This is a genomic window from Ginsengibacter hankyongi (assembly GCF_008710285.1).
Lineage (GTDB): Bacteria > Bacteroidota > Bacteroidia > Chitinophagales > Chitinophagaceae > Ginsengibacter > Ginsengibacter hankyongi.
This window is the reverse complement of record NZ_VYQF01000006.1, coordinates 61346-73838: the sequence shown is the minus strand read 5'-3', so window position 1 is coordinate 73838 and position 12493 is coordinate 61346. Positions and strand designations below refer to the sequence as shown.

Genomic DNA, 12493 nt, shown 5'->3' with positions numbered 1-12493 from the left:
AAATTAAATTTACAAGTCCTCATTATTCAATTACCAGCCAGGTATATGAGTGAGCTGCTATACCAACAGATACTTCAACAGAATAATCCCTGTTTAGATGATACAGCTGTATTGCATTTTCCTTTTCTCTTATACGGGCAATTGTTGTTAAGCCAGTATAATATAAGGGCAATTTTATTTTTCTGTTGATTTTGATATCAAGTGGATTGTAGATCATTACCAGGGCTTTTTCCTTTCCCTTTGCATCTACGTGCATTATAGCATCATAATCTCTTCCGTCTGGCCGGCGAATATGAATTATATCGGCATTGAGAATGTTTCTGTATTTTTTATACCACGCCACTTCCTTCTTAACTAATGCTTCGGTAGCAGGTGCGTCAAATAATCTTGGGCCTCTATAGCATGCCTGGATGCCGCTTCCAAAATTCTGAGCGAGGTGCGCCTGGTAAGCATCAAGATGGTTATGTAAAGGCTCAATAGTTGCCGCATCGCCACCACCATGATATTGGGTCAACGGAACAAAAGTCCAACTCATACCGGGAGCTTTATCCCATGTTCCATCATAAATGTTTTGCCGGCCTAAAATAATCTGTCTTTCTCTGGGCAAAGACCAATTATCTTCACGGTAACCGACGCCTGTTTTATTTGAACCATTTAAAAAATACCAATCCGGAGCGTTAAGGTAAACATCCTTTTTTCTTAGCCATTGGTAAAACGAAGATTCCAAGTACCATTGTTTCCATTGAGAATCTTTAAGGCCATCGTGGCCTGGATGCGTTGTGGAAGCACAAATATCACCGGGGTAAGGGCCGTCATTTTCCAATACATTAAAACCGGTTTTGGTAATAAATGTTTTTAACTTTTGAAGATATTCAAGTCCCCACTTACTACCCAGGCAAGGGGCATCGCCAAAAATAGCACCACCGGGCTTACCCGTTTTAGGATTAATTACATCATTTACTGAATCGATACTACGGCTGGAAAACAAAGAATAGCCGCCTATTTCAATACCTTTTAAATGCGCATAGTCTGCTAATGCTTTAAATTTTTCAATGTTGATATTGCTGGTATCTTCCATATCGAGCCCACTTCCAAAACTTAAGATTACCATTTCAAAGCCTACCTCTGCACATTGGTTGATAGCAGCTTTTACCTTGCCGGGATCAGTGGTGGTTAAGTGTAGAAATATTGGGTTTTCAGTTATCCATGGAGCAAGTATGCGGTACATTTTCCTTTCAGCCAGTCCGCAGCGCTCCTTGTCATATCCATCATACATTAATTCATAAGTATGAAATGTTTCAAAATTTTTTCCCGGTTGCAAAACATATTCAGGGCCAATTGGAGGTTTACTCTCAACCAAGCAATGGCTTTGGAGATTATAGTTTACCTGCGAAGAATATAACGAGTCGGTTAACCAATATGTAGTGTGGTTAGCGTCTGCAAAAGAATTACCGCCAAAGGTATAATCGCTTTGTATGCAGATGTGAGGCGATGGAAAAACTCCTTCTGTGTTAACCCCTGAACTTTCTTCTACCATGGCCAGTTTCTCGCTTTTAAAAGTATTAATCCTGATGATGCGATTGCCTTCGTTATGTACAATCATCGATTTGGACATAAGCGGAATATTATCATACATTTCGTAAATAACGTCCAGGGTTACTCCCTGTAAGTCATTACCCAGTAATCGAAATGTAAAATCGATTTGTTTACCTTGTGGCGGCCATTGTTTATTGGTGGCCCAACGGCCGGGGTTCCATTCAAATCGTGATTGAATATCACGAATTGAAAAATCAACTAACTGAAACGCATGTACGTCGTTGGAGAATTTATTCAACCAATCATATTGCATATAACCTCTTTCAAACTGGCCTACCGCTCCTCCAACATTATATGATTTACCGTTGATCTCTATTTCAGCCTCTGGTTCTATGGCCCGCAGCATTTCTTTTCCTGTCATTAGATTTTTGAATTCATAACAAGCCATATAAGGTTGCAGTCGAAATTTACGGCTTACCAAACCATTTGTTATAGTCAAATCATTGCCATTGGTGCTTTTAAAAATATGAGTTACAGCCTTGGTGCTGCCTAAAAGCCAGTCGCCACCCGCAGATTTAAATTCATCAGGATGATAAACCGGTAACTGTTCCAGCTTTTGCTGAACAAGATTTTGCGCAACAATATTGCCCGCGCCACATAACAAGAGAATAAAGCAAATTGATTTCATATTTATATAGTATGGTTGTATTATTTATTGCCTTTACCTGACAACTTTCTTGTATTTTAATAAAGAATATTTTAATCAATACTTTAAAAAAAGACTAGAAGAATCGAACTGAAAAAGCCTGCGACAAATGAAAGTTACTTGTAAAAATATTTAGAAAGAGTTTTAGAAACAGATTAATTTTTTAAAGGCTGTACAAAATCTGTTCTAATGAGTGGGCGTTAGAAATGGACGAAGGAATAAATAAAGAAAGATGCAGGAATTCCAAAATCGTAAGTAATTGAAATGTGTAAACATTTCTACATAGATACATGCTATAACTCATACTCATGATTTATGTTGAAATTCCGGCATCTTGTTGCATTACCGCATCATATTCAGCACTCATTTTCCCAAAACCCTTGCTCCAAATATTATGGTTAACAGGAACAATACAAGGAAAATATAGAATAATATTTTTGCTATAGAAGCAGCACCGGCTGCAATACCCGTAAAGCCAAATATGGCTGCGATAATTGCTATCACGATAAAAATAGCGGCCCATTTAAGCATAATATAATTTTTTAGTTAAAATCTATAATATAAAATGCGTGCCAAATTTTTTATAGTTTAGGACGAAAGTGAAACGAAGATGAGCGCTTACAACAATTACGATAGTACGCTTCCGGTTGCGTTTAATCTTTGCCGTTACGATTAAATTTTATGCTGAGCAGTATTTTATAATATATTTTGCGCCTTCTGCAATTTGTCATTAACTTAAACCGAATAAAATAATTATATGAATAAATTATACTTCCTCTTAATACTTAGTTTTTTCCTTTCACCGGCTTTTGCACAAAATATTGTCCAGGTAACAATTGATAACCGGGGCAAACAGGATATCATTACTTTTTTGGTTGACGAATCTGTTGTTGTTAATATGACGAAGTATGGTAAAATTATTGATTGGGGTAAGGAGTATACAACGCCCCTAACAGGCATCTATCCACGGCTGGAAAAGTATATGGGAAGAGAAGAATATTATTCCTCTACTGATAATGAAGCTTACCGCGGAAAGGTTAAATATATCGGTAGAACGTCTCTTACATATTATACTGCCGATGATAAAGAATCTCTTAAAGGAAAATTAAAGACTATTGGAACAATGTTTCTCGATTATTATACCGATTATGATGACGTGGCATTTAGAGGGTTTCTTCGAAATGCCGGCTCTGTTCCCATTACATACTATAGCTCATTTAACGATGAGTTTTACAAGGGGAAAATAAAATCTATAGGGAGTACCATGCTTAGTTATTACGGTGCAATTGATGATAAGGCCTACCGCGGCAAAATAAAAAGTATTGACAGGAATATGTTCACTTACTATTCTTCCTTTGACCGACAGGAATTCAGCGGGATAATGAAAACGGGGTCTCCAATAATATCAGGTGGCAGCATAAAATATATTATTAAGAACTATTGATATATTGGTTACAATATATAATTGATAACCAGAGCTAGTTTTTCCACAAGATGATCTGAACAAGAGGTGAGCTACCAGGGTAATTTCGTTTAGCCTAAGTCGTGATAATGATTTTATTTTGGACTTGTTGTCACAGAGCCTGCACCATTGTTATTTTTTTTCCATGTATCATATTGCGGGGTACTGCTTCCTAACCTTGTATCCATGTAAGGCTGCGTTGGTGCACGTTGAGGCTGCACAATGCGTTGAACAGGCAGTTTTGCCGTAATAGTGTCTTGTTTATTAATAGCAGGTTTATTGGATGGTCCCGAAACAGTTGACACATCAGCAACGGGGGCGGTTATTGCAGTAGTATTTGTTACTGCGGGAACTATCTTAGTTGCAGGAGCGGGTTTTTCCGACATTGTATCAGCCGGTATTATGGTGGCTGTTAATACAGGCTTTTTCGTGGGAGATGAGATATTCCTGGCTGACGGCGTGGGCTTTACCTGATAAACCGGCTGTATCTGATTGGTAATGGCTTTATTGGTATCAGGTTTTGGTTTTTGCGCTTGTGGATAATATTTATCCAATAAGGGATGTTCAGATTTTTCAGTGTCCTGGGAAAATCCTTGTATGGAGAAGGAAATAAAAAATACAGCCAATAATATCCTTACGATTTTATACATGCCTTTCTTTTCTTAAAGTTATTTAATATAAGTACACAAAATTTACGCTGGTAAAAGATTTATAAAAATCTTAATGAATTAAATATTTCCCAACCCTGTAAACCGTTACTTTAAAATTTTACATAATAGTATCCCAAAAACTTTATGCAAGGGCAATTTTGTAGGAGGCAGTTAAACTTCCATTTGAGCTTTTTGAAACATTCATTAGCAGCGTGTCGTGGCGGGTTGTGTCTTTATCAACCCGAAGTTCATAATCTTGTAAGATGGGTAAAGGATTAGGTCCTTTTGGATACAATGGAGATTTATACACTTCATTTTCTATATTTTTTGGAAAAAAGAAATTCGTTGTTAGTATATCCTTTCCATTTATGTAAAACTTGGCATGTAAATGAGTTATTCTGTTATCATACCATCCGGGAAAAATAGCGGTAAATCTGCACGCTCCATTTTTATCCGTTCTTTGGTAACCTCTCAGCCAGGTTTTATTGATGGTGTTTTCTGCTTTAAAATCTGAGTAATGACCGTTAGCGTCGCACTGCCAGATGTCAACAATTGCATTTTGAATGGGCTGGCAATTTTTATCTTCTACCAGGAATATATAATCAATCGCAATTCCCTTTTTACTTTCTCTGATGTCCGCCCGGTTCAATTCTTCATTTTTATAAAAGGGGCCCTCCGGAACTGAAGGAGTGATTGGATCATTGCAGGCATTGCGGACTATTAGTTCATTTTTTTCTTTTGAAGAAAAGAAAAACGTGCCGAGGAAAGACAACCCAACAACGGAGAGAAATTTATTTCTATTCATATTTTTAATTTAATTCAGCTTTTATTAGGGCTTTCGGTAATAAAATGTATGTTCTCTTCCAGGGTTAACTAAATAAATTTAAGAATAAAATCCCCGAATCAGTATAAGCATTATGAATTTTTTTTAAGCATGGTTTTTGTAAAATTTTTTTAAACATTTTACATTTTGCAAAGAGGCGGCCAGATTGGTTTGACACGAAATACTACACGGTTATTTCAAAGGATTAAAGAGTTGAATATGATAACTAGCAATATTAATCGTAAATAACAACAATATAAAATTTAGCTAAAGTATTTGTCTCACGAACTCACGGCCGTTTATAAACGTATATTTCAAACAATTAACTCTGTTTAAATTTTAGGCTTGAAATTAATAATCATGTATTCTCTTAAAGTGTCTTTTTTTATTCCGTTCCTGCTGTTTTATAATCTTCTTATTGCACAAAATTACCAGGCAATTAACGGATCGTCGTATGCAGGAAGCCTGGGCACCGGAAATAACCCCGCTTCTATAGTAAGTACGCCGTTTGCATGGGATATTACGCCGTTGGCTGTGCAAATTAAGCAGAGTACAAATGCATTTTTTATAAAGAATTATTCATTTTTTTCCTCTCCTAAAAATGCAGACGTTTCCATCCAAAACGGGAGTAAGAAAAGATTTTTCTTTTCCAATCAAAATATCCATTTATTAAATACCAGGATTAATTTGAATTCCAATGCAGCGATTGCTTTTGGAGCCAATATTCGCAACTACGTGTATATACTAAACAGTAAATCTGATTGGCAGGATACTGTGTTGGAACTTGCGGATTTTATGAAAAATAATATAAACAATTTGCCATTATCTGGGGAATCAGTTGGAAGCACCTGGGCAGAATTTTATGGAACCTATGCCCAAAAAATTTTTGACGATGGATACAGGACACTAAATGCCGGTGTTACAATAAAGTTGAACAGGGCACTGGCTGGAGCGTATGTCAACACTTCAGAAGTAAACTATACTCAGCTAGCCGGCGTGAATAATGATCGTTACTCACTTACAAGCGGCAGTTTGCAATATGGTTATTCATCTAACTTGGATCTTATCGATAATAATAAATCTTTTGCGGACAACAGGAAAGCATTTTTGCAAAATGCCAACTACACCGTAACTGCTGATGTTGGGTTTGAATATTTATTATTGTCAAGTGAAGATGAAGAAGCGGCCTCCGATGATATTTATGATACAAAGATTGGAGTATCAATCCTTGACCTGGGCAGTAATAAATACCAATACGGAAGCAGGAGCCGGCAAGTTGCAGGCACCGGGAAAGATATATCTAATTCGGTGCTTGAAAATAAATTTACCCCGCTTAGAACATTGGATAATTTTAATGATAGTCTTGCAACCATTTCCAATTCCATTACAATTCCTTCCGGAGATTTTTACATTTATGAGCCCACCCGCTTAGTGCTCAATGTAGATAAACATGTGTCGCAAAGTCTTTTTGTAAATGCAGAGTTAACGGTACCCGTTATATCACTTTCATCGCAGAATACTTTGTTTATAAAGGATATGAATTTGCTGGCGCTTACACCCCGGTGGGAGACCAAATCGTTAGGTGGTTATTTTCCAGTGCTGGTTAATGCAAAGGGGCAAATTTGGATTGGTGGCGCCTTTAAGGCTGGTCCTGTTTTAATGGGTGTTCATAACTTAAGCAACTTATTTTCAAAAAATAAATCACAAAACGGGGGAGTGTATCTCGCATTTACCATAAGGCCTGGGGAAAAGTATGACCGCGCCGGCCATTATCCAAAGAATAAACTAACGCGAAAGGAGAGACGAAGTTTATCGTGCCCGGTTCTTTAATTAATAATAAGTAAATGTTCTCTCCCAAATTCTATTCGTGAAGCATTGTATTCTTTTTATCCACATAAAACACCTTACTATCTTTCATCACCCTTGCTTCCCCGTTTATAAAACTATCTGTATAGTCATACATGGGGTTTATTATCCAGGTTCCTGCATTATCAATATATCCCCAAAGCCCTTTCATATTAGCAGCCGGCGCAAGCCCTTCGGAAAAGGGATGGGCATTGGAAAATTCAAAGGGTATTACCACCTTACCTGATGTATTAATATATCCATACTTGCCATTTTGAGCAACGGCTGCCATTCCATTGCTAAAGTTTAACGCTTCTTCAAAAACTGCATCAGTAACGACTTTGCCTGTACTATCGAGGTACATCCACTTTGTTCCTTTTTTTACTGCCGTATATCCTTCATTAAAAGGCAAGCCATCATCATACTGCGGTTTAATTATTTCGATTCCTTTCTTATTTACATACCCAACTTTGCCATTTTTCTTAACTTGTGAAAGACCGCATACGCAGTCATCCACGTAATCATAATTTTTTTCCCAGTTCTGTGCGTAGCTTTCTATTACCGGGAACAGTAATACCAGCAACAATAACTTTCTCATAATATTTATTTTGAAATAATAAATAAATTGCTCCAGCAAAATATTAATCAACGTTCAAAATAATAATGACCTTGGTAAGCAAGAAATATGATTTTAGTTTTTATTTTCGGCCTCCTTCTTTCTTATCTTTAAGCGATAGCTGATGATTTCTTTACCAGGCGTGGTAACATACCGTAACAGTTTAATTGGCGTTATCTGGAAATTGAAGCAGTTTTAAGTAAATGAAATAACTTAACTCCAAAAGGAATTAATTGAAAAGAGTTTCTCCATTTTTAATTTGGTTTAGTGTACTAGTGCTGATTATGCTTACCGGCGTATTGGGCTTTATGATACTGGAGAATTATACCTTTATAGACGCGCTATACATGACCGTTATCACCATTGGTACTATTGGTTATTCAGAAGTGAAGCCGCTGTCGGAAACAGGTAAGATCTTTAATATTATTTTTATTATTTCGTCGTTTGCCATTTTTACGTATGCCGTTAGCAGCCTTACTAAATACATTGTAAGCGGGGAAATGGCATCATATTTTAAAAACCGGAAGCTTATGAACTCAATTGATAATTTTTCGAACCATGTAATTATTTGTGGATTTGGCCGCCACGGAGAGCAGGCTGCAAAAATGCTAATGATTAATAAAATCGATTTTGTTGTAATCGATAACGTGGAAGACCATATAAAAAACTGGCTTGAGGAAGATAAGCCTTTAGTTTATATTCATGGAGATGCAACAGATGACGAAATACTTATAAAAGCAGGAATAAAAAAAGCAAAAGCCTTATTACTAACGTTGCCTGCAGACGCAGATAATGTTTTCATCGTTTTATCGGCAAGGCCCATTAATCCGCAATTAACAATTATAAGCAGGGCACAGCATAAAAGCACGGTTATCAAATTAAAAACTGCCGGCGCTGATCATGTAATATTGCCGGAAATGATTGGTGGTTCGCATATGGCCACCTTAATTTCAAAGCCTGATGTAATTGAATTTATTAACAACCTTTGGGGCGACGAAGCTGAGTCTATTAATATTGAATCGGTTGCTTATGAAGAGCTGCCAATGAATTTAAAAGACAGGTCTGTTTATGATATTATCAATTGGCATTCTCCCGGTGTAAATTGCCTTGGTATAAAAAATGAAGATGGAAAATTCATTATTAATCCGCCGAAAGAAACGAATATTTATCCGGGAATGAAAATAATTTTGTTCGGCACAATGCAGCAAATTGCAGTAATGAAAAATAATTTTGGCAAAAAAATATAATTCCTTAAGGCGCTTTACTCTCTCGCATGGTATGCATGTTAATGCCTGAAACAAAACCATTTCATTTCAATTAAACTGATTCTGACTATAAACAGCATTTGTTATGATCTAATCATTAAACAACTATACATTGTTTTTTAATTTGAATCATTTTTAATGAACCTTTAAATAATAAATAGAATGAAGAGTTTAATAGCATTTCGGAAAATAATGATGAATGCAATTACGAACAAGAATATTTTTTTATTCAACCCTATAATTTTTATTGGCTAAAATTATTTGTGAGAAATATAGTCAACTGATTAATCAGCATTTTTTGTTTTTCTTTTTTGAGTACATTCATGCTTTAATATAAATTATAGATGAAAAAGTATTTAGTGTTTTTTGTCGTTTGTAACCTGCTAGGCCTTTATGCCTCAGCCCAGGTCGATATAATTCAGAACATAGATTCCCGTAACATTCAGAACCTTGATGGCCAATGGCATTACATAATTGATCCATATGAAACCGGTAATAATTCCTTTTACCAAAACAAAGAACAAAAATCAAAATCAGATTTGTTAGAATATGATTTTGCGAAATCGACTATGCTCAATGTGCCGGGCGACTGGAACTCGCAGGATGATAAACTGCTGTACTATGAAGGAACCGTTTGGTACGAACATGATTTCAATGTTACGCCTCGACCTGGAAAAATATATTTTCTGTACTTTAAATCGGTAAATTATGAAGCTGCCGTTTATATAAACGGCCAGAAAGCCGGTGAACATAAGGGTGGTTTTACTCCATTCCAATTTGACGTAACGTCGCTGCTGCATAACGGAAGCAACTTCGTTGTTGTAAAAGCAAATAATAGAAGAAAGAAAGAAAATGTACCAACAGAAAATTTTGACTGGTGGAATTATGGTGGCATCACGGGCGACGTTTTCCTGGCAGAAATGCCTTCAACATTCATTAGTGATTATAAAATTCAACTGACTAGATCTGATTACAGGCACATTAATGGATTTGTTCAATTGAAGGGCCGGCAGCTTCCGCAAAAGATAACGGTAGCGATCCCCGAAGCAAACATTCATACAATGATCACAACAAATGATAGCGGTTATGCAGACATTAATATAACCACAAACAAATTACATTACTGGACTCCGGAAAATCCGAAACTGTATAACGTTATAATAACGGACGAAGAAGATACCGTGACAGATAAGATTGGTTTTAGAACTGTTGAAACAAAAGGGCAAGATATTTTGCTCAATGGAAAGCCGGTTTTCCTGAGAGGGATTTGTATGCATGATGAAGATCCTTTTATACCTGGTCGTCCCCGCAATGTTAGTGAATGCAGGATGATGCTGTCATGGGCAAAGGAACTCAACTGTAATTTTATTCGGCTTGCGCATTACCCTCATAATGAAGCTGAATCAAGATTGGCTGATTCAATGGGCATAATGCTGTGGGAAGAAGTTCCTGTGTACTGGAGTATTGATTGGGAGAATTCTTCAACTTATGATATTGCGCAACATCAGTTATCTGAACTAATTGCAAGGGATAAAAACAGGGCAAGCGTAATTGTGTGGTCGATAGGCAATGAAACACCGGCGACTGAAGCTAGAGAAAAATTTATGGAAGCGCTTGCAGACCATGCGCACATGTTGGATGATACAAGATTAGTATCTGCAGCATTGCTTGGGCATATCAATAATAATGTATTTCATCTTGATGATCCGCTTGGAAAAAAACTAGATGTGGTAAGTTTTAATGAATACCTTGGCTGGTACTCGGGCTTGCCACAGGACATCAGCAAATACAGTTTTACGATAGATTATGGTAAGCCTATTATCATTACTGAAACAGGCGGGGGGGCACTGGCCGGTTTTCATGCTGATGCTGAAACCCGCTTCAGCGAAGAGTTCCAGGAAGCTATTTATAAAAACCAGGTAAAGCTTATTAAGGGTATTGATGGTCTTCGTGGTATCACGCCGTGGATACTCGTTGATTTCCAGTCACCGAAAAGAATGAACCCAACTTACCAGGATTACTGGAACAGGAAAGGATTAATATCAGAAACCGGCCAGAAGAAAAAGGCATTTTATGTTTTGAAAAGTTTTTATGATGAGATGGAAAAAAAGTATCCAGTAAAATAATTCTTTAAGGCTTTATTTTCTTTGATGTGATATACCGGCCCTCCGGTGCATTTGCATTCATTAAGGCAATTAAGCATGGAAGATATTATCAATCCATCTGAAGAAGAGTGATTGAGAGGTTACAGAACAACGCTAATGAGTAGCCGCAATACAACAGGAGAAGATTTTGCTTATGTAATAAGCTCTATAAAGAATGGATTGGTTGCCCCTTCGATATTTATTACATAACGCATAAAATTCAATAACTTAAAGGATGCATTTCCAACACTGGCTGATCCGGTCACAAATGTTATTAAAGCTACGGCAAAACCGGAGTAACGATTTTCGGGTGAAAACTGAAATAATTTTTATTGAACATTTATATCAAACCCGCATGAGCTTCCGCCTATTGGTGCGGGTCCTATTATATTTGGAGCAAACGTAAATGTTCCTGCCGTCAGGGGTGTTCCACTTCCGGATAATACCACAGTCTGGCGACCTATAGCAGTAAATGTGCCCGAATTGCCAAACATCATTCCGTTTATTTTGGTTGTATAAATTGAATACGTGCCAATAACAGTTACATAAGCTGTAATATTAACTGTATTTGTATTGTTAAGAGAAACTCCGGAAAAATAAGTCCCATTTACTAATTGCGGAGTACAGTAAAGACTGCCCCCCGACGTTCCGGATTCCAAAACATAAACAGCCTGGGGCGAGCCGGATTCTATGGGAATGCTGAACTTACATTGCGAAGAATCTGCATGCACATTAAAAAAAACGCGGCCAGCTGAGTCAGGCAGACCTGAGCATGTAAGCTTAACCGTTTGATTGCCCATTAAAGAAAAATAGCCGGAGGCTGAAAAGCTAATTCCATTAACAGTATCGGTTTGTATATTATAAGTCCCGGGTGTAATAACAGTCACATGTAGGGTTATTGTATCACCATTGGTTATCTTATCGTTCACGGCATATCGCCCGCCGATGCCGGGATTTTCGCAATCATTCGGATAGCCCGATAAAAAATAACTTGAAGAAATTTTATTTTTAACATTAAGGGAAAAATCGCAACCCTTATCTCCCGGTATTTTTATAACAAAACTTCCCACAGCAGCAGGTGTGCCGGTGCAGGCAAGGGTGACAACCTGTTTCCCGGTATCGGTAAAATTTCCTGTTGCAGAAAAAGAAATACCATTAACAGGTGTTGTAAAAATATTGTAGCCGCCGGCAAGTGTAACGTCAACGGTTACCTGTAAATTATTAGATGAATCAACAGTGATACCTTCAGTATAAGTTCCCGATAGTACTACCGGTGCGCATTCTGCCGGCGAACCTTCGATTGTATACTCGGCCTGCGGGCCACCTTCGTAGCTATATTCTTTTGCGCACGTAATCAAAAAGAGTGAAAATAGAACAGTAATTGAGAAAATTACAAAAGGCTTCTTCATAATTCAATATCGGTATAACTTTTTATGGTAGGGGATT

The 12493-nt window shown here is 37.2% G+C and carries 10 protein-coding genes; 4 read left to right on the top strand and 6 right to left on the bottom strand.

Annotated features, from left to right (window positions below; all coding sequences use genetic code 11):
* Nucleotides 1–22: 22 nt before the first annotated feature.
* Together FW778_RS17350 and FW778_RS17345 are read right to left on the bottom strand one after the other, a co-directional pair.
* Complete coding sequence (locus FW778_RS17350; RefSeq protein ID WP_202552328.1) at nt 23–2224, bottom strand: alpha-galactosidase; 2202 nt, start codon at nt 2222–2224, stop codon at nt 23–25.
* Nucleotides 2225–2605: 381 nt separating this feature from the next.
* Nucleotides 2606–2773, bottom strand: coding sequence for a DUF1328 family protein (locus FW778_RS17345; protein WP_150416118.1), 168 nt, complete (start codon nt 2771–2773; stop codon nt 2606–2608).
* A 226-nt stretch (nt 2774–2999) separates the two neighbouring features.
* On the opposite strand from FW778_RS17345, the gene FW778_RS17340 reads away from it, so the two are divergent.
* Nucleotides 3000–3686, top strand: a complete 687-nt coding sequence (locus tag FW778_RS17340) for a hypothetical protein (protein ID WP_150416117.1) — start codon at nt 3000–3002, stop codon at nt 3684–3686.
* Between the two features lie 113 nt (nt 3687–3799).
* On the opposite strand, the gene FW778_RS17335 is transcribed toward FW778_RS17340, so the two are convergent.
* Both FW778_RS17335 and FW778_RS17330 read right to left on the bottom strand, forming a co-directional pair.
* Nucleotides 3800–4354, bottom strand: coding sequence for a hypothetical protein (locus FW778_RS17335; RefSeq protein WP_150416116.1), 555 nt, complete (start codon nt 4352–4354; stop codon nt 3800–3802).
* 142 nt (nt 4355–4496) lie between these two features.
* Nucleotides 4497–5159 (bottom strand): dioxygenase family protein, encoded by a 663-nt coding sequence (locus tag FW778_RS17330; protein WP_150416115.1) that lies wholly within the window; start codon nt 5157–5159, stop codon nt 4497–4499.
* Nucleotides 5160–5522: 363 nt separating this feature from the next.
* Between FW778_RS17330 and FW778_RS17325 the strand changes: the two genes are divergently transcribed.
* On the top strand, nt 5523–7007 hold the full coding sequence (locus FW778_RS17325; RefSeq protein ID WP_235906386.1) for a hypothetical protein: 1485 nt from the start codon (nt 5523–5525) through the stop codon (nt 7005–7007).
* A gap of 31 nt (nt 7008–7038) precedes the next feature.
* Here FW778_RS17325 and FW778_RS17320 read toward each other — a convergent pair whose 3' ends face one another.
* Nucleotides 7039–7620: a WG repeat-containing protein gene (locus FW778_RS17320; protein WP_150416113.1), complete on the bottom strand. Its 582-nt coding sequence runs from the start codon at nt 7618–7620 to the stop codon at nt 7039–7041.
* Between the two features lie 251 nt (nt 7621–7871).
* Between FW778_RS17320 and FW778_RS17315 the strand changes: the two genes are divergently transcribed.
* Together FW778_RS17315 and FW778_RS17310 are read left to right on the top strand one after the other, a co-directional pair.
* Entirely contained in the window at nt 7872–8885 is a 1014-nt protein-coding gene (locus tag FW778_RS17315; RefSeq protein ID WP_150416112.1) for a potassium channel family protein, read from the top strand.
* 362 nt (nt 8886–9247) lie between these two features.
* The gene (locus tag FW778_RS17310) at nt 9248–11029 is read left to right on the top strand and encodes a glycoside hydrolase family 2 protein (protein WP_150416111.1); all 1782 of its coding nucleotides are present in this window, start codon (nt 9248–9250) and stop codon (nt 11027–11029) included.
* A 347-nt stretch (nt 11030–11376) separates the two neighbouring features.
* Here FW778_RS17310 and FW778_RS17305 read toward each other — a convergent pair whose 3' ends face one another.
* Complete coding sequence (locus FW778_RS17305; RefSeq protein ID WP_150416110.1) at nt 11377–12456, bottom strand: hypothetical protein; 1080 nt, start codon at nt 12454–12456, stop codon at nt 11377–11379.
* Nucleotides 12457–12493: the final 37 nt, after the last annotated feature.

Coding starts and splice junctions, on each gene's coding strand:
- FW778_RS17320 (WP_150416113.1), bottom strand. CDS start 7,620: ATGAGAAAGTTATTGTTGCTGGTATTACTGTTCCCGGTAATAGAAAGC.
- FW778_RS17345 (WP_150416118.1), bottom strand. CDS start 2,773: ATGCTTAAATGGGCCGCTATTTTTATCGTGATAGCAATTATCGCAGCC.
- FW778_RS17330 (WP_150416115.1), bottom strand. CDS start 5,159: ATGAATAGAAATAAATTTCTCTCCGTTGTTGGGTTGTCTTTCCTCGGC.
- FW778_RS17335 (WP_150416116.1), bottom strand. CDS start 4,354: ATGTATAAAATCGTAAGGATATTATTGGCTGTATTTTTTATTTCCTTC.
- FW778_RS17310 (WP_150416111.1), top strand. CDS start 9,248: ATGAAAAAGTATTTAGTGTTTTTTGTCGTTTGTAACCTGCTAGGCCTT.
- FW778_RS17305 (WP_150416110.1), bottom strand. CDS start 12,456: ATGAAGAAGCCTTTTGTAATTTTCTCAATTACTGTTCTATTTTCACTC.
- FW778_RS17340 (WP_150416117.1), top strand. CDS start 3,000: ATGAATAAATTATACTTCCTCTTAATACTTAGTTTTTTCCTTTCACCG.
- FW778_RS17350 (WP_202552328.1), bottom strand. CDS start 2,224: ATGAAATCAATTTGCTTTATTCTCTTGTTATGTGGCGCGGGCAATATT.